General features: G+C 69.6%; 23 protein-coding genes and 1 pseudogene. 10 read left to right on the top strand and 14 right to left on the bottom strand.

Going from position 1 to position 21,734, the window contains the following annotated elements; genetic code table 11:
• Positions 1-26 precede the first annotated feature (26 nt).
• Positions 27-1,145 carry an NAD(P)-binding domain-containing protein gene (locus CPH93_RS04160; protein WP_173909711.1) on the bottom strand — a complete coding sequence of 373 codons (1,119 nt, stop codon included), beginning with the start codon at positions 1,143-1,145 and terminating at the stop codon, positions 27-29.
• Between the two features lie 148 nt (positions 1,146-1,293).
• On the opposite strand from CPH93_RS04160, the gene CPH93_RS04155 reads away from it, so the two are divergent.
• The 8 genes from CPH93_RS04155 (at position 1,294) to CPH93_RS04115 (ending at position 10,263) form a co-directional block, all read left to right on the top strand.
• Positions 1,294-1,716, top strand: a complete 423-nt coding sequence (locus CPH93_RS04155; RefSeq protein WP_006601863.1) for a secondary thiamine-phosphate synthase enzyme YjbQ — start codon at positions 1,294-1,296, stop codon at positions 1,714-1,716.
• 525 nt (positions 1,717-2,241) lie between these two features.
• Positions 2,242-2,748, top strand: a complete 507-nt coding sequence (locus tag CPH93_RS04150) for a SigE family RNA polymerase sigma factor (RefSeq protein WP_096215303.1) — start codon at positions 2,242-2,244, stop codon at positions 2,746-2,748.
• A gap of 11 nt (positions 2,749-2,759) precedes the next feature.
• Entirely contained in the window at positions 2,760-3,155 is a 396-nt protein-coding gene (locus CPH93_RS04145) for a hypothetical protein (RefSeq protein WP_093487000.1), read from the top strand.
• A gap of 767 nt (positions 3,156-3,922) precedes the next feature.
• Positions 3,923-5,233: a preprotein translocase subunit SecY gene (gene secY, locus CPH93_RS04135; protein WP_096211977.1), complete on the top strand. Its 1,311-nt coding sequence runs from the start codon at positions 3,923-3,925 to the stop codon at positions 5,231-5,233.
• A gap of 432 nt (positions 5,234-5,665) precedes the next feature.
• The gene (locus tag CPH93_RS35665) at positions 5,666-6,397 is read left to right on the top strand and encodes a hypothetical protein (protein WP_159394961.1); all 732 of its coding nucleotides are present in this window, start codon (positions 5,666-5,668) and stop codon (positions 6,395-6,397) included.
• 391 nt (positions 6,398-6,788) lie between these two features.
• The gene (locus CPH93_RS04130) at positions 6,789-7,403 is read left to right on the top strand and encodes a ParA family protein (RefSeq protein ID WP_078568566.1); all 615 of its coding nucleotides are present in this window, start codon (positions 6,789-6,791) and stop codon (positions 7,401-7,403) included.
• On the top strand, positions 7,400-7,645 hold the full coding sequence (locus tag CPH93_RS04125) for a hypothetical protein (protein ID WP_096211976.1): 246 nt from the start codon (positions 7,400-7,402) through the stop codon (positions 7,643-7,645). The genes CPH93_RS04130 and CPH93_RS04125 overlap by 4 nt, the downstream gene beginning before the upstream one ends.
• A 449-nt stretch (positions 7,646-8,094) precedes the next feature.
• Positions 8,095-10,263 carry an ATP-binding SpoIIE family protein phosphatase gene (locus CPH93_RS04115; RefSeq protein ID WP_096211975.1) on the top strand — a complete coding sequence of 723 codons (2,169 nt, stop codon included), beginning with the start codon at positions 8,095-8,097 and terminating at the stop codon, positions 10,261-10,263.
• 161 nt (positions 10,264-10,424) lie between these two features.
• Here the strand turns inward: CPH93_RS04115 and CPH93_RS04110 are convergent, their stop codons facing one another.
• The 6 genes and pseudogenes from CPH93_RS04110 to CPH93_RS04090 form a co-directional block, all read right to left on the bottom strand.
• Positions 10,425-11,609: a polyketide synthase gene (locus CPH93_RS04110; RefSeq protein WP_096215302.1), complete on the bottom strand. Its 1,185-nt coding sequence runs from the start codon at positions 11,607-11,609 to the stop codon at positions 10,425-10,427.
• A gap of 322 nt (positions 11,610-11,931) precedes the next feature.
• A pseudogene (locus tag CPH93_RS35285) lies at positions 11,932-12,021 on the bottom strand (transposase); the annotation flags it as partial.
• On the bottom strand, positions 12,003-12,623 hold the full coding sequence (locus CPH93_RS04105; protein WP_093487010.1) for a GTP-binding protein: 621 nt from the start codon (positions 12,621-12,623) through the stop codon (positions 12,003-12,005). The pseudogene CPH93_RS35285 and the gene CPH93_RS04105, both read right to left, overlap by 19 nt.
• Entirely contained in the window at positions 12,571-13,017 is a 447-nt protein-coding gene (locus CPH93_RS04100; protein ID WP_096211974.1) for a DUF742 domain-containing protein, read from the bottom strand. The genes CPH93_RS04105 and CPH93_RS04100 overlap by 53 nt, the downstream gene beginning before the upstream one ends.
• A gap of 50 nt (positions 13,018-13,067) precedes the next feature.
• Positions 13,068-13,499, bottom strand: coding sequence for a roadblock/LC7 domain-containing protein (locus CPH93_RS04095; RefSeq protein WP_006601854.1), 432 nt, complete (start codon positions 13,497-13,499; stop codon positions 13,068-13,070).
• 22 nt (positions 13,500-13,521) lie between these two features.
• Positions 13,522-15,909, bottom strand: a complete 2,388-nt coding sequence (locus tag CPH93_RS04090) for an ATP-binding protein (protein ID WP_096211973.1) — start codon at positions 15,907-15,909, stop codon at positions 13,522-13,524.
• A 582-nt stretch (positions 15,910-16,491) separates the two neighbouring features.
• Between CPH93_RS04090 and CPH93_RS04085 the strand changes: the two genes are divergently transcribed.
• Complete coding sequence (locus tag CPH93_RS04085; protein WP_093487016.1) at positions 16,492-17,631, top strand: substrate-binding domain-containing protein; 1,140 nt, start codon at positions 16,492-16,494, stop codon at positions 17,629-17,631.
• 38 nt (positions 17,632-17,669) lie between these two features.
• On the opposite strand, the gene CPH93_RS37205 is transcribed toward CPH93_RS04085, so the two are convergent.
• Complete coding sequence (locus tag CPH93_RS37205; protein ID WP_006601851.1) at positions 17,670-17,798, bottom strand: LPFR motif small protein; 129 nt, start codon at positions 17,796-17,798, stop codon at positions 17,670-17,672.
• Here CPH93_RS37205 and CPH93_RS37200 point away from each other — a divergent pair.
• Positions 17,737-17,865: a hypothetical protein gene (locus CPH93_RS37200; protein WP_256332099.1), complete on the top strand. Its 129-nt coding sequence runs from the start codon at positions 17,737-17,739 to the stop codon at positions 17,863-17,865. The genes CPH93_RS37205 and CPH93_RS37200 overlap by 62 nt on opposite strands.
• 160 nt (positions 17,866-18,025) lie before the next feature.
• On the opposite strand, the gene CPH93_RS04080 is transcribed toward CPH93_RS37200, so the two are convergent.
• The 6 genes from CPH93_RS04080 to CPH93_RS04055 all read right to left on the bottom strand — a co-directional run bounded on the left by CPH93_RS04080 (position 18,026) and on the right by CPH93_RS04055 (position 21,732).
• Positions 18,026-18,451, bottom strand: coding sequence for a gas vesicle protein K (locus CPH93_RS04080; RefSeq protein WP_096211972.1), 426 nt, complete (start codon positions 18,449-18,451; stop codon positions 18,026-18,028).
• Between the two features lie 61 nt (positions 18,452-18,512).
• Positions 18,513-18,725, bottom strand: coding sequence for a gas vesicle protein (locus CPH93_RS04075; protein ID WP_093487021.1), 213 nt, complete (start codon positions 18,723-18,725; stop codon positions 18,513-18,515).
• Positions 18,722-19,639 carry a GvpL/GvpF family gas vesicle protein gene (locus CPH93_RS04070; RefSeq protein ID WP_231977176.1) on the bottom strand — a complete coding sequence of 306 codons (918 nt, stop codon included), beginning with the start codon at positions 19,637-19,639 and terminating at the stop codon, positions 18,722-18,724. Before CPH93_RS04070 ends, CPH93_RS04075 begins: the two co-directional genes overlap by 4 nt.
• Positions 19,636-20,070: a gas vesicle protein GvpJ gene (gene gvpJ, locus CPH93_RS04065; RefSeq protein WP_231977175.1), complete on the bottom strand. Its 435-nt coding sequence runs from the start codon at positions 20,068-20,070 to the stop codon at positions 19,636-19,638. Before gvpJ ends, CPH93_RS04070 begins: the two co-directional genes overlap by 4 nt.
• 44 nt (positions 20,071-20,114) lie before the next feature.
• Positions 20,115-21,170 (bottom strand): SRPBCC family protein, encoded by a 1,056-nt coding sequence (locus CPH93_RS04060; protein ID WP_096211971.1) that lies wholly within the window; start codon positions 21,168-21,170, stop codon positions 20,115-20,117.
• A complete protein-coding gene (locus CPH93_RS04055; RefSeq protein WP_197708735.1) occupies positions 21,163-21,732 on the bottom strand; it encodes a hypothetical protein in 570 nt (189 codons plus the stop codon). The genes CPH93_RS04060 and CPH93_RS04055 overlap by 8 nt, the downstream gene beginning before the upstream one ends.
• Positions 21,733-21,734: the final 2 nt, after the last annotated feature.

Raw genomic sequence — 21,734 nt, 5'->3', positions numbered from 1 at the left:
CCGTGACGGCAGCGAACGGACGCGCTTCATGAGGCCAGACGTCCGGCCAACTCCGCGTCCCCACGGGAAGGTTGCGCATCCCCGTCGAGCAGCCGGCGGATGTCGCGGACTGCGGCACGCCCCGCCCGGTTGGCACCGATGGTGCTCGCCGACGGTCCGTAACCGACGAGGTGCACCCGCGCATCGCGCAGGGCACGGGTGCCGTCCATCCGGATCCCGCCGCCCGGCTCGCGCAGCCGCAGCGGGGCGAGATGGTCGAGCGCCGCACGAAAGCCCGTCGCGTACAGCAGCACATCGGCCTCGACCGTACGGCCGTCGGCCCAGACCACCCCGCCGGGCGTGACGCGCGCGAAGAGCGGCAGCCGTTCCAGCACGCCGCTCGCCCGGGCCCGCCGGATCGCCTCGGTCATCGGCAGCCCCGTCACGCTCACCACGCTCCGCGGCGGCAGCCCCTGCCGCACCCGCTGCTCCACGAGCGCGACCGCGGCCCGGCCCTGCTCCTCGCCGAACGGCCCCTCCCGGAACACCGGCGGCCGACGGGTCACCCACGTCGTGGCGGCCGCGACCGGCGCGATCTCCAGCAACTGCTGGACGGCCGATGTCCCGCCGCCCACCACCACGACCCGCGCACCGCGGAAGTCCTCCGGCCCCTCGTACTGCGCACTGTGCAGCTGACGCCCGGCGAAGAGCTCCTGTCCCGGGAACCGTGGCCAGAACGGCCGGTCCCAGGTCCCGGTCGCATTGACCAGCGCCCGCGGCGCGTAAGCGCCCTCGGACGTCTCGACCAGCAGCCGCCCGCCGGCGCCCGTACGCACCGCCGCCACACTCACCGGCCGGTGCACCCGGAGCCCGAAGGTCTCCTCGTAGCGGCCGAAGTACCCGCCGATCACCTCGGACGACGGGCGCTGCGGATCGGCGCCGGTCAGCTCCATGCCCGGCAGCGCATGCATCCCGTGGACCTTGTCGTACGTCAGCGTGGGCCACCGGAACTGCCAGGCCCCGCCGGGCCGCGGAGAGTGATCGAGCACGACGAAGTCCCGGTCCGGTGCCCAGCCGGCCCGCCGCAGATGAAAGGCCGCGGCCAGCCCGGCCTGCCCGGCACCGATCACCACGACCTCGACGTCACGCACCCCGGAGTGGTTCATGCTTCACCCAACCCGGGATGCGTCGGATGTCTTCCCGGCATGGCTGCCGACCCACCACACGGGCAGGCTACGAGCCCCCCGGCACGGGAAGCAGACCCCACCACCGGGGCTTTCGCCGAGAACGGCCCGCCCGTACGAAAATGGCCGCATGAGCACCGCATTCACCACCCGCACCCTGGAAATCACCACCGGTACGAGCGAGACCGTCGCCGACCTCACCGCCGACTGCGCCGCATTCCTGCGAGAGGCTGCAGACGGCCGCGACGGCCTGCTGAACATCTTCGTGCCGCACGCCACAGCCGGCATCGCCGTACTGGAAACCGGCGCAGGCAGCGACGAAGACCTCCTGGCCGCGCTCCACGACCTGCTGCCCGCCGACAACCGCTGGCGCCACCGCCACGGCAGCCCCGGCCACGGCCGCGACCACGTCCTGCCCGCCCTCGTCCCACCCCACGCCACCCTCCCGGTCGTGTCGGGCCGGATGGCACTGGGCACCTGGCAGTCGGTCTGCCTGGTCGACACGAACGTCGACAATGCCAACCGTCAGGTCCGTTTGAGCTTCCTGGGCTAGTACTCGAGTCCGACTTCGCGATCTTGTCGGGGGGTGTAGCGCCCTAGTCGGCGGGAGGTCTGGTGCTGCACGTATATCGCGTTGTGGGGCCAGGGGCGCCGTCATATAGGTCGCCGGAGGCGTCAAGCACTGCCGGAAGCGATGCGCGCCCGTGACGGTGTGGAGGCGGTGAAGCTGTAGCGGCCCGGCCACGACGGTGCGTTCCCCGGACTCACTGCAACGTTTCTCGACGGCTTCATCGTTGAGACCGGCTTCGTAGTCGAATCGCCGTGACTCCAGTCCTTCAAGGTCAGTAGCGCCTCTGAATTGGAGGCCCCCCGGAGCCGGGTCGTCTGTCGGTGGGGTCGGGAGCCGGCGGGACATGAGAGTGATGAACGCCCACGGCATGTGCGCTTCGGTGTGGGAGCTTACGCACGGGGCTGAGGTGGCATGTGAGGCAGCTCACGCTCGGGAACTGCATAGCGGGACGTGGGTCAATGCCTTTGTAGGGGTGTAGGCGAGTGATCGAGACGAGGGATGGCGTTGATGGGGCAGGTGCGGGCCGATGCGTTCGACCGGTTCGTCGCGGCTCGTTGGTCGGCACTGCTTCACCTGGCGCATCTGCTCACTGGTGGAGATCGGCATCGGGCCGAGGATCTGCTGCAGGAGGCGCTGGTCAAGCTGTGGTTTGCGTGGCCGAGGGTGGCCGAGCAGGCGCCGGAGGCGTATGTGCGCCGGGTGCTGGCACGTGCGGCGGCTCGCTCGGCGCGACGTCGCTGGTGGGGCGAGCGTCCGGTGGAACGGTTGCCGGAGTTTCCCGAGGCCGGCGATGTGGCCGCTGCCGTGGAGGAACGAACTCGGTTGGAGGCCGCGCTGGCATTGCTGCCGGTGCGGCAGCGCGCCGCGGTGGTGCTGCGCTATTACCAGGACCTGTCCGAGGCGCAGGTTGCCGAGGCGCTGGGGTGTCCGGTGGGCACCGCCCGGTCCCTTACGTCACGGGGCGTGACGCGGTTGCGGCAGCTCCTGGGTGACGCCATGGAGCCGGTGAAGTGAAAGGAGACATCATGGAAGACTTCGAACACGAACTCGCGCGGATGATGCGCGATACCCAGGCAGACACCCCGTTTGAGGACCAGCACCGGCAGCGGCTGCATGCTGGGGTCCGTGCCCGTCGGCGTGCTCGCACGGTCTGGATGGCCACCGGCTCGGCGCTGACGATCGCCGGGCTCGGCGTCGGGCTGGAAGTCCTGCCCAGCGCTTCCGCTCAAAGCGGGCCCACGGTTCCTCATCACCAACCCACCTCCACGACCGCGCCGGTCCCCATCCCGACCCGCACCTGCACGACCGTGCCGGTCCCCTTTCCCACCCGCACCTCAACGACCGTGCCGGTCCCGATCCCCACCCGCACCTGCACGACCGCGCCGGCCCCGCTCCCGACCCACACCTCAACGACCAAGTAACGCCGGCCAAGGTTCGAGCTGTGGGGCGGAGCAGCCTGACGCCAGACTGACAGCGCGCGCCCGGGATGGAGGAGAGGGAGCGGGAGTTCCGTAAGTACGCTTCGAAACTCGCCGCCTACCTGCGCGACTCCGTTCGGCAGCGGCATTGGCCCCGGGGCGAGGAGCACCTCGCCCCCCATGCGAACGCTGCGTCACACGGCTGCTGGAGCTTCGAGTCGGCCACCACCGACGGCCCGCCGACCGGCAGATCCGTGAGCCACCGGTGATATCCGCGTTCCCGCTGCGTCGGCAACGACGCTGCCACGGTGCCTGTTGGCCCCACCGCAATCCCGCAGTCGTTCAATTCACAGGCAACCAGCCACTGAGATGGTCCCGCTGGCGAAGGCACCAACCAGAGATCGCCATGCGGTTCCGTTATCAAAGACGTGCCCAGCGCCACGAGTTCCATGACTTGGCGTCAGTCTTGACTGCGCTCAGAAACCTACTCTTGGCCAGCGACGACAGCTGCCTGCAACTGGAATATTGAGGCGCATTCAGATGGCGGAAGCCATTGGCGATCAGTCCGCGAAGACAACCGTGCTCGACTCAACTCTTACCCGTGCGCCTTGTGGGACAGATTACTTCAGGAACCGAATGACCGTAACCCAGAGAGCTGCCATTAACGGGTGCTCCGACCACCGAGACGGAAGCAACTCGTCGGGCAAGGACAGTCGGGAATCAGCAGCAACTGCTCTATCAACTTGTGAGCGTAAGGACAATTCGAAAAGGTGTCTACCGTATTCGTCAGGGTCTTCAAAACGCCCGGTCTTCGCAAAAAGATACTCTTCACGCTGGGAATCTTGCTTCTCTATCGCTTGGGGCAGAACGTCCCGATCCCTGGGGTGGATTACCGGAGCGTTACGCAGTGCATCAAGGAGGGTGTCGGCAACGGCGGCTTCTTCGGCCTGATCAACACGTTCAGCGGTGGTGCGCTACTGCAGCTCACCATCTTCGCCCTGGGGATCACGCCGTACATCACGGCGAGCATCATCCTTCAACTGCTGACGGTGGTCATTCCGCGCCTGGAGGCGCTGAAGAAGGAGGGTCAGGCGGGCACTGCGAAGATCACCCAGTACACCCGGTACCTGACGCTGGGCCTGGCGGTGCTCCAGGGTGCCGCCTTGGTGACCAAAGCCCAAAGCGGTGGGCTCTTCCCCACCTGCCAGGTCCGCACCCAGATCTTCCCGGACACTTCGATCTTCCGGACCTCCGTCATGGTCATCACCATGACCGCCGGCACTGCCCTAGTGATGTGGCTCGGAGAACTCATCACCGACCGCGGCATCGGCAACGGCATGTCAATCCTGATGTTCACCTCCCTCTGCGCCAGCTTCCCGGCCAACCTGTGGGGGATCAAGAAGTCGGGTAAAATCCTGAGCGGCTGGGGCGAGTTCGCCATCGTGATCGTGGTCGGCCTCTGCATGGTTTGCCTCGTGGTCTTCGTCGAGCAGGCGCAGCGTCGGATCCCGGTCCAGTACGCAAAACGAATGATCGGCCGCCGTTCATACGGCGGCACTTCGACCTACATCCCACTGAAGGTGAACCAGGCGGGTGTAACTCCCGTCATCTTCGCCTCATCACTGCTCTCCATACCCAGTTTGATCGATCTCGGCGGCAACTCGGAGTCCGGATGGGCCCGGTGGATCGCCACCAACCTCGCCAGGGGTGACCAACCGATCTATCTGACACTTTACTTCCTGCTGATCGTCTTCTTCGCCTTCTTCTACGTCGCCATCTCCTTCACCCCCAAAGAAATTGCCGACAACATGAAGAAGCATGGCGGGTTCATCCCCGGCATCCGGGCCGGCCGACCCACGGCTGACTACCTGGGCTACGTACTCAACCGGATCACCTGGCCGGGAGCGCTCTACCTGGGGCTGATCGCCCTTGTGCCCACAGCGGCACTGGTGCTGTTCAACGGCAGCAATTTCCCGTTCGGCGGCACCAGCATCCTCATCATCGTGAGCGTCGGTTTGGAGACCGTGAAGCAGATCGAGAGTCAGCTCCAGCAGCGCAATTACGAAGGGTTCCTGCGCTGACGCGCATTGTCCTGGCTGCGTTGGCCACCGTAGCCAGGACGAACAATCGCGGAATGCCGACTCAATCGCGCACTTTGAGAGGGGGAGCTGTCCGAGGCTCGGTCGGAAGAGCAGCGGGCGCATGCTCCTCGGATCGGTCACCTCAGGGCATCGGCAGGCGTAGTGCCGCACCAGGGGCGCATCGGTATACCTCGGGCCTGGCGAGGGGGCGGGGTGGGACGGACACCGCCGCGCCAGTAGGGTGCCGCCCATCTTGGGGGGCGGGGGCGGCGACCGGAGGAAACGGACAACCGCATGAACACTTGCGTTGGATGCGGGAGCTACCTCGGTGGGGCGGAGGTGTGCCCGACGTGTGGCCATGCCCACGATGGCGTAGCCACCGGGTACCCCCCATCACGGCCGCACCCCCTCTACCAGAGCGGCGTCCCGCTGATGCCCGAGCCGCCGGTCTACGAGCACACGGGAACGCACGGGTACGACGGGGGCCTCGAGGGCCCGCACACCTATGAGCAGACGCAGGCGTACGAGCCCCTGGAGTCTTACGAGACAGGGCCCTTTCCCGAACAGGGCGGCGAGCCCAACGGACCAGACCTGGCCGATGGCGACTTCGACCCCGGCACGGCCACCGGCTTTGACGCGGCTGCGGCTGCCGGTCCCGGTGACGGCGACGAGGCGTACGCCTCCCACCGGACGTCGGCCACGCGCCGCCGCGGCAAGGGCCCGCGCCGGGCGCGACGCCGCAAGGGCGGCAAGACCAAGCTGGCCCTCGGCGTCGCGGGTGGGGTCGTACTGGTCGGCGTCGTCGCGACGGGCCTGTCGGGGGAACTGCTGCCCACTGGTTCGACACAGGGAAGGCACAGGGAGTCGCAGGCGTCGCGTACGCCCGTCGCCGCGTCCGTCACCGCGCAGCCCGCACCGAGCCGGACCGCGGGAGAGCCGGCTCGTCCGTCACACGCCGCGAAGCCGTCGGCATCGGCATCGGACGTCGCCGTTTCCCACTCTGTGGTTCCCGCATCCGCGACCACGGCACCGCCCGTCGCCACCCGACCCACTGCCAAGAAGCCGCCCCGGCCAAAGCCGTCACCCACGAATGCGGGGTCGAACCCGACGCCCGCACCACGCCCCACACGGTCGCGGACCTGCTTCCTCTTCTGGTGCTCCTAGCTCATCGATGCCGAGGGGACTGGAGCCGGAACCAGGAGCCGCACCAAGTTCGGGCGACCTGTTGAGGCGACTCCGTGCAGACCGGCTGCACCGGATGCCGGCGAGATCACTGACTTGCTGAAGTCCATGGGCGAGCAGCCGCTGCGTGCGGATGTACACCGTTGCGTGCGGAGGTACACCGTGCGCAATCGGCCGCCGCCGACCGTGACGGTGTGCTGCGCCGCATCGCAGAGACCGGCTACGGCGCCGTGGAGCCCTGGCGCTGCTCGACGACCGCCCCGGAACCGGGCTCACTGCTTGCGGGTGAACTATGAAGCCACACCCTCGCGCTGACCGAAACTGGACGATCACGCCCTTATTGTCGCTTCTTGTGCTGTTGAGCTGTGCGTTTGTGAACCTCAAGCCCGGCGTCGGAAAGACGACGAGTGCGGTGTGGCTGGCCCACGCGCTTCATGAGTCGGGGCTGTCGCCGCTGCTGGTCGACGGTGACCCAGCCGCTTCCGCGCTGCGCTGGAGTGAGCTGGCCGAGGGCTTTCCGTTTCCGGTGATCGCCCTGCCGGTGGGGGATGTCCACCGTCGCGTGAACGACTTCCTCGGCAGCCGGCAGGCCGTCGTGCTCGACGCGCCCCAGCTGGAGGACCATCCCCGCATCGCCCGCAGCATCATGAGGTACGCCGGCGAGTGGATCGTGCCGGTGACCCCGGCCCCCATCGAACTGGACCGGATGGCACCCATCCGCGGTGAGATGGCGGATGTGCAGTCCCTGCGCGCCGAGCCGGCCCGCACGGTGGTCCTGCTCAATCGAACCAACCGTCCCGATGCCACGCGCACCGGGCCCGATGCCGACGCCCGCGAGGCGCTCACCGAGCGGGGTTTCGAGCTACTGGACACCCAGATCGCGCGGCTCGACCTGTACGCCCAGTCTTTCGGGAGCCCGGTCCAGGCCAAGGGTTCGGCGTACATGGACCTCGCGGATGAACTGATCAAGCGTCAGGAAGAGGCATGAGCCAGCGCAAGGACAGCTACCGCGCGGCATTGCAGCGCGGGCAGGACGTCTCGGCACCCCAGCCCACCGTCACCACGCTGCACAGCAGGTACATCCGGGTGACCGTCGAGGTGGATCCCGATCTGCGAGGCGAGCTGACGCGATGCGTGGGCCGGCCGGTCTCCTCGGTCCTGTTCGCCGGAACGACAGTCCTGCGCACTCTGGCCGTCATCGCCGGCAGGGTGTCCCGGTCCGGAGGCTAGGGCCTGTCCGGTGGATCATGGCCGGGTCCGCGGCGTCTGGCGCGGCACCTCGCGGCGTTGCCGAAACGTCCGCATAGCTCCGCTATGAGGACGCTCCGGCGCCTTGCGATGCACCACACCAGACGCCGCGGCCCTTTCGACCCTGATCCACCGGACAGGCCCTAGCCGCACCCAGAGCGATCGTCGGGTATCGCGAGCCGCCGGCGCCGGTGCCCAGTGGTCCTGCGGCGGTCGTCGCATCCTGGCGGGCGGCGGCCTCCGGCAAGGTGAGCACGGCTCCATCGGCCGCGGCATACCCTCACTGTCCGTGTTCACCGCGCGATGCGCTGATGTGGGCGAAGCGACCCCCGGTGTTATTCAATGGAAGGTGCGGTCAGGGATCTCGGGGCCCCGTCGCACGGGTCCGAGTACGGCCCCGGCGCTGCGCCGGGGATTGCTGAGAGAGCCGCATGGACGCCACACCCTCGCCCTCGTCCTCTTCGCCGTTCGACCTGGTCAGCAGCGCCCTGGGGCGATACATCCCGCGTGGCGGAGCGGCACCGGCCGCAGGGACTGCCGACGCGCAGGGCGACCGCACCACCCGCCAACGGGTACCCGACAACCCGGCAGCCGGCCGTCAGGATCAGATTCTCGGCGCGGTCAACCTGGACAGGGAGCTGAGGATCACCCGCTGCAATCTGGATGCCCCCGTCTTCGCGGGTCTGGACGCCGTGGCCGGGAGTCCCTTCGTCGATCTCCTGCCCCCCGGGGACGTACCGACGGTCACACGGCGGTTGCGGCAGGTCCTGGAGACCGGTGAGGCGCACGTCGCCCGGATCCAGCGCCTGCGGCGCGGCGACGGTTCGGAGCTGGTGGTCTCGATGAGCATCCTGCCCGCCGCGGTACCTCAGGAGGGCCTGACCGTCTCCGTGATCGCCATGGCCCGGAGGCTGCATCTGTACGCCTCCGAGACCGCGATCGGCACCTCGCTGGACATCGGCGACACCGCGCAGTCGCTGGCGCAGTCCCTGCTGGCCTGGGGAGACGTGGCCGCCGTCGACCTCGACTTCGCCGTGTGGACGGGCGAGGGAGTCACCGGGAAGGGGCAGGGGCGCATCCGGCTACGGCGGGCGGCCCTGGTGCCGGACCGGGCGTGGCCCGAGGGCTACGTGACTCCGGGCGACGATCTGCCCAGCGACGCGAGTCGCCTGCTGGCGCAGGCGGTACGGCGGGACGACATCCCGCAGGCCATCGTCATGCCCGACCGGGAGGCGGTCGAGCGGGTACTCGGCAGTCCGCGAGCGATGCGTGCCCTGGTGCCCGGCGACCGGTCGGCGGGTGTGGTGTGCATACCGCTGGTCCTGGACGGCACGCCGCCCGTCGTGCTGGGCGTGGCGGAGGTCTGGCGGCGGGCGGACTGCCCCTTCCGCGACAGCGAGCTGTTCGACCTGCAGGAACTGGTTGCCAGGACCGCCCATCACGTCGACCTGGCCCGCCAGCACCAGCGCGAGCACACGCAGGTGCTGGCGTTGCAGCGCCGGCTGCTGCCCCGGACCGGCGGCGACACGATCGAGATCGCCAGCGTCTACCAGCCCGCCACGCCCGACAGCGCGGGCGTCGGCGGGGACTGGGTGAACAGCTTTCCGCTGCCGGACGGCCGTACCGCGCTGGTGGTCGGTGACGTCGTCGGGCACGGCCTGGGAGCCGCGGCAACCATGGGCCAGCTGAGCATGGAGGCCCGCGCGCTGCTGTCCGCGGGGCTCGCGCCGGACGAGGTACTGGAGCACCTGGACGAAACCGTGACACTGCTGGACGACGCGGAGTCCGGGCTTGCGGCCGGCTACAGCGCCCTCGGCTCGACCTGCTGCATCGCCATCTACGACCCGGTCAGCCACCATGTGGCACTGTCCAGCGCCGGCCACCTCCCCCCGGTCCTGGTCTCCCCGGACGGGCACGCGGGCCCGCTCGCGGTCCGACCGCACCCCGGCCTGGGCGCCGAGTTCGCGCTGCGGGAGCCGTTCGACGTGCACACTTTCGGCGCACCCCCAGGCTCCCTGCTCGCCTTCTACACCGACGGCCTGGTGGAGGATCCGGCCGTGTCGATCGACGAGGGAATCGGCAGGCTGGCGGACGCCGTGTCCAGGGTGCACCCCTGGGACGCCCTGCAGCAGGCCGCACGGTACGTCGTCGCCACGCTGGCACCCGAACCCGTGCGCCAGCGCGACGATGTGACCCTGCTGCTGGCGCGGATGATCGGCTACCGCAAAGGGGACACCGCGACCTGGCGGCTGCCCGCCCGCGACGACGCCCCCGCCCGTGCCCGTGCGTACGTCTCCGCGCGGCTGCGGCAATGGCGCCCCAGGGACGACACCCGGGACGATGCGCTGCTGCTGGTCAGCGAGCTGGTCACGAACGCGGTGCGCTTCGCCACCGGTCCCATCACGGTACGGCTGATCAGGGCCGGTCACGGCCTGCTGTGCGAGGTGGGAGACACAGGCAACGGCAGGCCACGTCTGAGACGGGGCGGCCTCCTCGACGACGGCGGACGCGGCCTGCACGTCGTGCACAGGCTCACCACCAGGTGGGGGGTGCGGTGGACGGACACCGGCAAGGTGGTCTGGGCGGAAGTCGCGAGGTGACGCGGCTGCGGGGCGGGGGAGCGGCCGGCGCAGGGGAGCGCGGCGAGGGTACGGGCGGCGTGCGTGTCACCCGGCGTCACCGACGGTGCCCTCAGCGCTACCGGTGGCGTGACCGGTGATACGGACGGCCCGTTTGCCGGTACGGGTGGCGCGGGCTCGCGCTAGAGCCACTCACCTTCCAGGGCGGTGGCGGTGAGGCCCGGTGCCGCCGCGTACAGGACGGCGCGACTGCCCGGCTTCTGCCCGGCGTCGTGCGCCCGCCGCATGATGTCGAACACGGCGGCGCCGCCGCGGTTGCCGCTGGTGTAGCTGTCGCGGCTGTAGTCCAGCAGCCCTGACGGCCACCCGTCGGGCATCGTCTGCTCCATGTACTCCAGCACCCGGGTCCCGCCGGGGTGCGCCAGCAGCACGTCGGGGTGCCAGGAGTCGGGGTCGTCCTGGTAACGGACGCGCAGCCACTCCCACATCGCGGTGACCGTCTCCTGTACGGCGCGCGGCCCGCGCCGGTCCATCACGAAGTGGGTGCCGTCCGCCCGCGTATCGAGACGGTGCAGGTCTTGGGTGCCGGGCAGGGTGTGGTGCCAGGCGGCGTCCAGCCGCAGCACCGACTCGCGCCTCGGGCGGCCCGTGACCACCACGGCGACCGCGGTGTCCGCAAACAGCATCCGGACGATCAGGGACTCGAGAGAGTCGTCCGAGGGCTGGTAGGTCGTGCTCAGCGCCTCCGCGATCACGACCAGGACCACCCGGTCGGGGTCCGCGGCCACGAGATCCGCCGCCAGCGCCAGGGAGCGGGTCCCCGCTATACAGGCCCACTGCGTGGCCGGTACAAGCATCACGTCGTTGCGGAGCGGAAGCTTGTTGGCCAGGGCGATGTCCAGACCCGGCAGCGCCGGGGTGGTGGAGTGACTGGTGATCAGGCAGTCGATGTCTGCGGCGTCCAGCCCGGCGATCTGCAGGGCCCCGCGGGCCGCACGCTCTCCGTAGGACTGCACGGCCTCCCAGGCCGGGGCTGTGCGCTCCTGGATGGTCTGCGGCGCAGGTATCGCCTCAAGTGCGGCGATCACGCGGTCCACGTCCTGCTGGGTGAACCCGTCGCGGGCCAACGCCTCTTGGGCCGGCCCGATGCCGACAGCCCGCAGGCCGCTGCCGTTGCCGGGCGCGACGGCGGCCTCCAGCGGCAGCATCCACCCGCGTGTCTCGATGCCCGTGCTGGCCGCGATGCCGTCGATCCGCGGCGCCCACGCCGCGTGCGGATGCCGGTCGCGCACCTCCGCCACGATCTGGCTGGTCTGCACGGCGTGCTCGCCGTGTATGACGGCAGGAGGACAGAGGTAAGCGGCCATCATGGGGCACCTTTCAACGGAAACAGGCAGGAATGTCCCGAGTGCTGTGGCGTGGATCACTTTGGGCTTCACACCCAAGAAGTCGCCGATAGGCCCCACTTTGGGAGCTGGTATCCGTTTCGAGCATGGCCACTAAATGGGCATTTGCGCTGTGATGCAGGCAACTTAGGCGCCCTTGGAATACGTGACACGGCACACATCGCCGAAACAGGGGCCCGCAGGGCGGTTCCGCAGGTCATACCTGACCTACCGTCAGCCAGGAGCTAGCTGGTCACTGCCGCCGGAGCTGGGGGCGCCCCCTGGCGGCACGGGCCCCTCGACCGCACCTTTGCCAGGCCGCACCGAGGAAAACGGTGCGGATCGCGGCCTCCAGCCCCCTGTGGCTGTCGGAGATCACCAGCTGGACGTCGTCGTGTTTTCCGCGCGGGACAGGGCGACTTCGAGTACGACCAGGAGGGCGTCGCGGACCGAGCCTGTGTTGCGGGCGTCGAAGACGGTCAGGGGGACGTGGTCGGAGACGTCCAGGGCCCAGCGCACCTCGTCGAGGTTGTGGTGGATTTCGCCGTCGAATGCGTTGACGGCCACGGCGAAGGGGATGTCCTTGTGCTCGAAGTAGTCCACTGCGGCGTAACAGTCGTCCAGGCGGCGGGTGTCGACGATCACCAGGCCGCCGAGAGCGCCCTCGACCACGTCGTCCCACATGAAACCGAAGCGGTCCTGGCCCGGCGTGCCGAACAGGTAGAGCTTCAGGGTCGGGTCGATGGTGATGCAGCCGAAGTCCATGGCGACCGTGGTGGTGGTCTTGCCCGGGGTGTGAGTGAGATCGTCGACGCCGGCCGCGACCTCGGTGATGGCGGCCTCCGTGGTCAGGGGCCGGATCTCGGAGATCGAGCCGACGGCTGTGGTCTTGCCGACGCCGAAGCCGCCGGCGATGACCAACTTGACCGGTACCGGTGGCTGTTCAACCGCTGTCACGGAGTGTGTCCCGTGAGTCGGGGACGGCACGGAGACCATCGATAACCCTTCGCAGTACGGAGATGTCCTGGGTGGTCCCGGCGTTCGGGACGTGCACCGCCAGCCGTCCGGCGGCGCGCAGGTCCTCGGCCAGCACCCGGACCACGTTGAGATGGAGGCGCAGCCCCGCGGCCAGTTCTGCCACCGACTGCGGCCGGCGGCAGGCGGCGACGATGTCGTGTTGTTCGAAGGCGAGCGAGCCCAGGGCGGAGAGCCCGGCCGAGGTCGCCACGACCTGGGTCTCGACCGGGAGCGGGGGGCCGGTGCCGCCCCCCGCCACCCGGCCGGCCGTCAGCAGGAACGGCCGGATCGCGGGCGCGCGGCCGGCCGGCTCCGACGGGCCCTGGGCGCGGCCGGCTGCCTCGTCGTCCGGTCCTGGTTCGCCGCCGGCCATCATGCTCCTCTTCTCAAGCCCTGCATCCTGCCTCCGCGGTGTGGGACGGCTCAGCGGGCCGGTGTGGCGCCGGCGTTCTTCTTGAGCTCCAGCACCAGTTGGGGGGTGAGCGCGCTCCCCGCCCGGTTGGCGAAGAGGGTCATCTCGTAGGCGATGTTGCCGAGCTTCGCCTCCTTCGAGGTCACCACGCCGAGGACGGCACCGCAGCCGATGGCCGACACCAGTACATGGCCGCCCTCCAAGTCGATGATGACCTTGTTGAGGCCGCCGAGGCCGTAGTTGCCGGACGCACCGGCGGCCAGGCTCGTGACACCCGACACGATCGCTGCGAGCCGCTCGGAGTCGGCCTGCTCGCGCAGTTGGGAGACGGCGATCAGCAGGCCGTCGGAGGACACCGCGATGGCGTCGACGACGCCGGCGGTCTGGGTGGCGAACCGGTCGAGCAGCCAGGTGAAGTCGGCCGCGGCGGCCGTCAGATCCATGGGTTCCCGCTCGGAACTGCTCTTACCTGTCGGCGTCGTCACTGCCCGACTCCTTCCGGGGTTGCTGGTGGTGCGATGGTGCTGGATCGGTCGGGGTGGGAGCGCTGTCCTGCTCGGCCCTGCGTACGGCAGCCTCGAAGTCGTCGAGTTCCGAACGGACCGCGTCGGCGTCGACAGGCCGGCGCACGGCCTGGGTCACCCGGTCGGCCGTCGGGGCGGTCCTGCCGAGCGTCGCGCCCCGGACTCGTCGGCGCAGCGGCTGGCCGGACTGGGCCGGGCGTGCCTCGGACGCGGGGGCGGTCTGCTCCGCGTCCGTGCGGGGCGGCGGGACGCGCCGGGGGAGCTCGCCGTCCCGCGAGGGGGCCGCCGGCCGCCGTTCGGGTGTGGTGGCGGGGGCCCGAACCGGCAGGGGTGTGGCGGCGGCGGGCCCGGGCGCGGGCCCGGTGGACTCAGGCTCGGGTGTTGCCGGGTGCTCTGCCGCGGTGTCGGTGTCGGCATCGGCGCCGGCGTTGACCTCGGTCGCGTCCGCTGCCGGGGCCGGCGTGGCGGCGGGGTCCACCGCCAGCAGCAGCGTGGACGGGAGCCAGACGGTGCCGGTGACCCCGCCGCCCGGTGTACGGCTGAGGGTGACCCGGATGCCCGAGCGCCGGGCGAGGTTTCCGACCACGAACAGGCCGAGGACCTTGGTGGGTACGAGGTCGAGCCGTTCCCGGCGGACCAGCCGGGAGTTCTCCTCGTCGAGCCGTTCCGCGCTCATGCCGAGGCCGTGGTCGATGACCTCGATCAGCGCGCCACCGTCCGAGGTGACGTCGGTGCCGGGCCGGACGACCACTTCGACGGGGGTGTCGGACGGGGAGAACGAAACCGCGTTCTCCAGCAGTTCGGCGAGCATCAGGGTCAGGTCGTCGGTGATGTCGGGCGCGACGGTGACCTCTGTCTCGGACCGCAGGGACACCCGCTGGTATCCCTCGATCTGACCGAGCCCGGCCCGGATGACGTTGACCAGGCTGGTCGGCCGGGCCTCCACCTCGGGGTCCCGGATTCCGGCGAGCAGCATCAGACTGTCGGCGTTGCGCTGGAGGCGTACGGCGATGTGGTCGATGCGGTACATCCGCTCCAGGACGTCGGGGTCGGTCTCCTCGCGTTCCACGGCGTCGATGAGGATGAGCTGGCGTGAGGTGAGGTTGCTGACCCGGCGTCCGACGTTGCCGAACATCTCGGCGACGTTGCGGCGGCTGAGCACCTGCCGCTCCAGCAGCGCCGCGGCGGTGACCTGCACCTGGTTGAACGCCTCGGCCAGGTGGCCGATCTCGTCGCGGACCGGGACGGGGATCGGCCGCGGCTGCAGCGGGGTGCCGTCCGCCGACTCGTCGTCCTCGACCCTGGCGAGTTCCTCGCCGGCCACGTCGACCACCTGCTGGGCGGCGCCGGTCAGGGCCGCCAGGGGACGTACGACCGAGCGCCGGACCAGGACGGAGAAGGTCAGCCAGGAGGTGAAGCCGAGCAGGGCGAGGGCGAGCATCGCCAGCGCGTTGTCCAGGGCGCTGCGGGAGAGACCGTCGGACCGGGCGGCGATCTGGTCGGTCAGCGACCGGGTGATGGTGAGGCGGGCCTCGGCCTGCCGGGTTCCCGCGGCCATCGCCTTGCGCAGCTCGTGCGGGGTCTGGCCCTGCAGGGAGCCCGGATCGATCTGGAGCTCCGCGAACTGGGCCTCGATGCCGTTCTCCTCGGCATCCCGCTCGATCCCGCTCAGGAGCAGGACCTGGTCCGGGGCGGCGATCCGGCCGAAGCGTTCGGACTGTTCCTCGTAGAGCTTGTGGGCGCCGACCGCGCGGGTGTACTCGGTGAGCGCGTTGGCATCCCGGGTCTGGGCGGAGAACACCCCGCTCTCGAAGGCCGCGTGGGCGGCGTCGGCGCGCAACACCGTGTCGAGGAGGTTGGTGACCGAGGACGACGAGGTGCCGACGTAGCGGTCGAGGCCGATGCCGTCGATGAGGTAGCCGACCGCGGCGGCGTAGGCGGGGTCGATGGTGGCGGCCGGAACTGATCCCCGTTCGACCTTGTCGCGCAGCACGGCGAGGCCCCGGATGTATGCGAGGGCCCGCGCCTCATCCTTCGACAGCCCCGCCCCGAACGCGGCATGCACGGCGGTGACCTGTTTGTCGGTCTCCTGCTGCGTACGACGGTAGGCGGCGGTCGACGGCAGCGCGGCGCCGGGCCGGGCCGACTCCTGCTCCACGGACAGCAGCAGCGCCTGCCGGTGTTCGGCCTCGACGTCGTTGATCAGCCTCGTGACCTGCTCGCTGTCACGCACCAGCTCCGCGGTCCGGCTGGCGTCCAGGGCCTTGTCCACCTGCGTGTCGACGCCGATGGCCAGCAGTACGCCGACGACCGCGACGGGTGCGATCACCAGAACGTTGAGTTTCCGCCGGAACGGCCATCGGTCCAGGAGGGCACCCGTCTGCTGACGGAACCGCGGCCTCCACGGTGAACGCCGGGACGGGTCCGGTCCGTGTGGCGGGTCCACTGTGTCCACAGACACCCAGGCCTCCTTACGACGTGCTCCTGAGCGGTGACCGAGGTGTTGTTGTTGCCGACCGCCGACGACGGGGGGAGTGTGACGTTTGCGAAATTCGCCCCAAATGCGAGCGAAAAGATTGCGCCACATGTCCAACCGGCCGTGAACACTACCGCGTGGGTGCAGGCATGCAAGACGTGCCCCAGCAATGGCCAAGTGGTATTCAACTCTTTGTCACTTTTGGCACGTTGCCCCCACGAGGCGGGCAACTCCGGCCGAGGGGCCGGTGGCCGTAGGGGCCAGGGGCCGGTGCCCGTGGGGAGCAGGGCGCGGACCGGCTCGTCCCGTACGGGGCCCGGCCGCAGGCGGCGTACACCGACTCTCCCCAAGGCGGATGCCTCTCGGAGAATCGCCACCCGTAACCTGTCTCCCCCACCCCAACCCGTATCCTCATCCTGCCCTGCGAGGAGACCCGTGCACCCCACCCGCAAGGCGGTCGTGACAGCCGCCGCACTCCTGGTCATGGCCACTGCCGCCGGCTGCGAACCCGGCGGCGGCGCCACCGCGTCCCACCGGAGCTCCGCCAAGCCGGGTTGCCCCACCGCCCTCTCCAGAGCCAAGCAAGCCGTCAAGAACGCCGAGGCGGTCAATGCTCCCTGGAAGGGCCCCACCACCGGGCCCAAGGCCGTCCACGGCAAGACCGTGGTCTACATCGCCGAGACCCTGACCAACCCCGGCGTCGCCGGAGTCGCCCAAGGTGTCCAGGAAGCCGCCAAGCTCGTCGGATGGCACGCCCGCACCCTCAACGGCCAGGGCACGCCCGCCGGCCAACGGGCCGCCTTCAAGGAGGCCCTCCACCTCAAGCCGGATGGCATCGTCATCAGCGGTTTCGATCCCGGGGTGGCACCGAACGAGGTCAAAAAGGCCAATGCGGCAGGAATTCCGCTGATCGGCTGGCACGCCAACCCGGCTCCCGGCCCCAATGACGACCCGAAACTCTTCAGCAACGTCACCACGCGGGTGGAGGACGTCGCGAAGATCAGCGCCGACTGGATCATCGCCCGGTCCAACGGCCGCGCGGGCGTCGTCCTGTTCACCGATGCCACGGTGCCCTTCGCGAAGCACAAGTCCGACCTGATCAAGAAGGAACTCGCCACCTGCTCCGGCACCAAGCTGCTGAGCTACACCAACATGCCCATACCCCAGGTCAACAGCCGCGCCATCGGGGAAGTCCGCTCCCTGATGTCCCGTTTCGGCCGCAAGTGGACCTACTCCGCCGCCATCAACGACCTGTACTTCCAGCACGCCGCCCCCGCCCTGCGTGCCGCGGGCAAGGACGGCGCCGGCGCCCCCTTCAACATCGGTGCCGGTGACGGCGACCCGTCGGCCTTCCAGCGCGTCAACGGCAAGCAGTTCCAGGCCGCCACCGTGCCCGAGCCGCTCTCCGAACAGGGCTGGCAGATCGTCGACGAGTTCAACCGCGCGTTCACCGGCGCCAAGGACAGCGGGTACGTCGCCCCCGTCCACATCGCTACCTCCGCCAACAGCGGGGGCGCACTGTCGTGGGACTCCGAGGGCTACCGCCAGGCCTACCGCAAGATCTGGGGCGACTGACGCGTCGCGGTAGCGGTACCGACGGCCGGGGAGTCGCCTCAGTGGCGGCCGTGTGCAGAGTCTGCGGCTCCTCCGAAGAGCCGGCCTACGGCGCGGAAGGGCAGGGTGACGACGGTGGCGATGGCGCCGCCGATCGCCCTGATGACGTCTGCGATCGCGCTCAACATGGGCGGACCTCCGTCCTGGCTGCCCGGCGAGCCGGGCGTCGGTGCCACTGTGCGGGCGTTCGCGTGATGTTGCCCGGGCGGTCAGGCGCTGACCTGGGAGGACTCGCCTGGCAGCCCTGCGAACAGCCCCGCTTCACTATAGGCGCGCACTTTGATGTCGGCATTTCAGCGGAAAGCGGCGCCGAGGGGGTGGTCAGCGCTCCTTCTCACCTAGGGCGACGAGTCGGTTACTGAAAGTGTGTCGTGGCGGTGTCCTCCGATGTTGCTCTGGGAAGCAGGGAGCCCAGCGGTCCGAGGTCCAGATTGAGGTCGCTCATGGTGAGTCCATAGCGGCGGCAGAGTTCCGACATCCGGTCTTCGAGAACCATCAGCGTCATTCCGATCCGCTCTTCCTGGTCCGTACTCAGATCGCCCTGGTCGACGCGGTGCAATGCGGTGCGCTCCATGAGTTGCCGCAAGAGCTCGACGATGGTCAGCACCAATTTGATGAGATCTCGTTCGACGGTCTCCGGATCGGTCTTCAGCCGTTGGGCCAGGTCGCTGCCCGACCGCCGGTCGTTCGTCCCGGCCGGTATCAGATCGAACGCCCGGGCCGCGGCTTGGGCGACCTCCGCGAAGGCGGGGTGGGGCGCGGTATGAGGGTCTTCCGGCACGGGTCCTCCTCGTCGTCGTTGACATGAACTTCCCTGCACGGCAACGGAGTTGTCCGGATGTTCACCACGGTGCCGGGTCGTCGGGCGTGATCGAGTGAATGACCGCACGCAGATTGATCCGGACCAGGTCCACATCGGCGACCGACAGTACGAGATCGCCGGTGAGGACCGCGCCACCGTTCAGCAGGCGGTCGAGGAGGTCGATCAGGGCGACCTGACGCCCGGCGAGCGACTCCTCCAGGAAGCTGTCCGTCGCCACCTCGTTGTCGTTCATGCCCCGGCGCCCGCCGTGGGGGGCGTGGCGAACGAATACGGTGCCCACGGGCCGGTGATCTCGACATGTACGCCGGGCACGTCGTCGGCCAGACCCGTCAACGCCTGGTGGAACTGCCCTGTCCGCTCGGCGGGCACCAGGTAGGCCTCGTTGGAGATGTTCTCCCCCGGGCCCGAAGCCAGATCGCCCTGCTGCGGGCGGTGCGCGACCCTCGCCCGGGCGAGCGCGGACACCCGGTCCGGTACGGCACCGGCGACCGCCCCCGCCGCACGGTAGGCATCGCGGTGATGGCGCCGCTGCGCCCGGCGTTGTTGCAGGTACGCGCGGCCGGGGCTGACCGGCGCGGAGGCGGAGCCGGTGGCCGGCGCCGGGTCCGGTGGCGCCGCGGCCGCCTCGCGCGGGTCCGCGTAGACCTTGACCCCCAGCTCGACATGGCCTTCGAGCCAGGTGAGCAGCTCGCCGAAGTCCGCTCGGCGCTCGTGGAGCATCGACCGGACGCGGGCATCGTCCAGATACACCGTGGCCAGCCGCATGGGGAGCACGGTGGTGGTGGCGTATGCGGCTTCGATCACCGCGTGGTGCGTACGGGCGACGGCCGCCAGCTCGGACAGGTCCTCCAGCCGTGCCCGCATGCCCTCCTCGCTGTACGCGTCGGCCGGCACGGAGGACACGAGGGCGGACAACTCGCCGCAGGTGACGGTCCGGAGGGCGCCGTCGTCCAACCCGGTGAGTTGCGGGGCCCTCGTGTCGAGTGCGGTGCCTGCGCGGCTGAGGGCGTACACGTACGAGACCGTGGTGCCGGGGGCCGTGGGGGCGTCCGGCCGGTCGAGCGGAGTGGCGCCTGCTTCGGTCGAAGTGGCGCCCGCTTCGGTCGAAGTGGCGTCCGCTTCGGTGATCGGGGCGTCGGTGTTCACCGTTCCTCCTCGTGCGGCGGCTGCGGTGTTCCGTCGTTCCGGGAGCCCTTCGGCAGGCCGACGGCAGCCCGTAGTTCGGCGAGCTCGGCGCGCAGTTGGGCGTTCTCCTCGGTCAGGCGGTCGCGGCCCGCTGCCGGGGCGGGTGCGTCCGCGACCTGCTGGCGGGGATGGGCACGCGAGGAGAGCGAGGGATCGTGCTCCCACCAGTCGATGCCCATCTCCTTGGCCTTGTCGACGGAGGCGACGAGCAGCCGCAGTTTGATGGTCAGCAGCTCGATGTCGAGCAGGTTGATCTGAATGTCGCCCGCGATGACGACGCCCTTGTCGAGGACGCGTTCGAGAATGTCAGCCAGGTTGGCGGACGAGCCTTGCCCGCTGTACGGGGACATCCCGGAGGACGGCCCCATACGGCCGGCCAGTGAGTCGGACACGTGATCAGCCTCGTCTGTGCGTCAGTTCAGGTGGGACAGGGGGGTCAGTGCCGGGCCGCGACGGGGCGGCGCCGTGGACGGTCGGCGGGTGGGCCGTTCTCCTCACCGAGGTCGTCCTCCTCGTCGAGGTCGTCCTCCTCACCCTCCTCGTCCTCTTCGAGGCCGGGCTCGTCCTCGTCCGGCTCGTCCTCGTCCAAGTCGTCCCCGTCAAGGTCGGCTTGGTCGTCTTCGAGACCGGGTTCGTCCTCGCTGGCGCGCTCTTCGTCTTCCACGGCCTCGGCGTGTTCGACGACGACCTCGCCGTCGCGGATTTCGCCCCGCCAGCCGTCGGTGGCCTCGCCCCGCATCATGAGGAACTTCCGGTACTGCTTGAGGTCGAGGCGGGCGCGCCGGCCCTGGGCGCGCCAGAGGTTGCCCGTCTTCTCGAAGAGGCCCTTGGGGAAATATTCGAGAACCAGCAGCACTCGCGTCAGGTCTTCGGTGAGGGGGTGGAAGGTCACCACGCCCTTGACCGTTCCCTTGGCGCCTTCGGTGGTCCAGGTGATGCGCTCGTCCGGCACTTGCTCGGTGACGTTCGCCCGCCAACTGCGGGTGGACTTGGCGACCTTCACCTTCCAGTTGCTGGTGGTGTCGTCGGACTTCTCTACGCTCACGACACCCTTGGCGAAGGCGCTGAATTCCTGGAATTGCGTCCACTGGTCGTACGCCTCGCGCACCGGCACACCCACGTCGATGTCCTCGACGATCGTCACGCTCCTGGACGCGCCGCCCCCGCTCTTGCGGCCCGTGCCGAACAGGCCCTTGACCTTGCCCTTGACGGTGTCCTTGAGGTGCGAGGCACCGGCGGTGAGGGCGGCCTGCGCCGGGGAGCTGCCTGCGCCGAGGGCCTTGCCGCCCTTGGTGAGGCCGCTGAGGAGTCCACCCGAACCGTGGCCGGGCTCGCCGAGTCCGGCGACCCTCTCGCCCAGCCGGTGGCCGAGACGGGTGATGGCGTGCTGCGCCCGGGCCTGGAGGTACCGCTGGAATTCTTCCTTGAGTTCGTCGGCGGCCGGGCTCGCCGTCACGTCGTTCTTCACCTTGCTGAACGTGGACTCAGTCATTGCGGCCCCCGCGGTCGGCTGTCCTGCGTGCCGTCCCGGAGGCCTTCTTCCGGGTCCCCGTGGCGGTCTTTCGCGTACCCGACGTGGTCTTTCGCGCACCTGAGGTGGTCTTTCGCGCACCCGAGGCGGTCTTACGTGTCCCGCGAACCGCCTTTTTCGTGGCGGACTTGGCGGACTTGGCGGACTCGGTCCCGGAGTTCGGGTGCTCTACGTGCGCCGGCTCGTCCGTCGTCTCCGCGTCGCGGCCGGTGCGGCTCTCGCTCTCCGCGTCGCTGAGTTCCAGGGTCCGCTCGTGCAGGGAGTCGGTGAGAGCCGACATGCGCTGGGTGAGTGCGGTGCTGACCGCCGACTTCGTGGCGTCCACGAGTTCGCTGCGTACCTGGTCGTTGAGGGGACCGAGGACCGGTGAATTGGCCACCAGTTCGCCCAGCTGCTTCGGGTCCAGGGGCAGCCGCTTGCCGGCGAGGTACATGCCCAGGCCGATGGCCAGCTTGGCCTTCTTCGTACGTCCCAGGACGTAGCCCCCTACGAGGGCCACACCTATCTTGGCGTTGCTCATCATCT

The sequence above is a fragment of the Streptomyces sp. 2323.1 genome (genome assembly GCF_900221035.1).
Classification (GTDB): Bacteria; Actinomycetota; Actinomycetes; order Streptomycetales; family Streptomycetaceae; genus Streptomyces; species Streptomyces sioyaensis.
The sequence above is the reverse complement of the archived record's forward strand: the minus strand, read 5'-3'. Positions and strand labels throughout refer to the sequence as shown.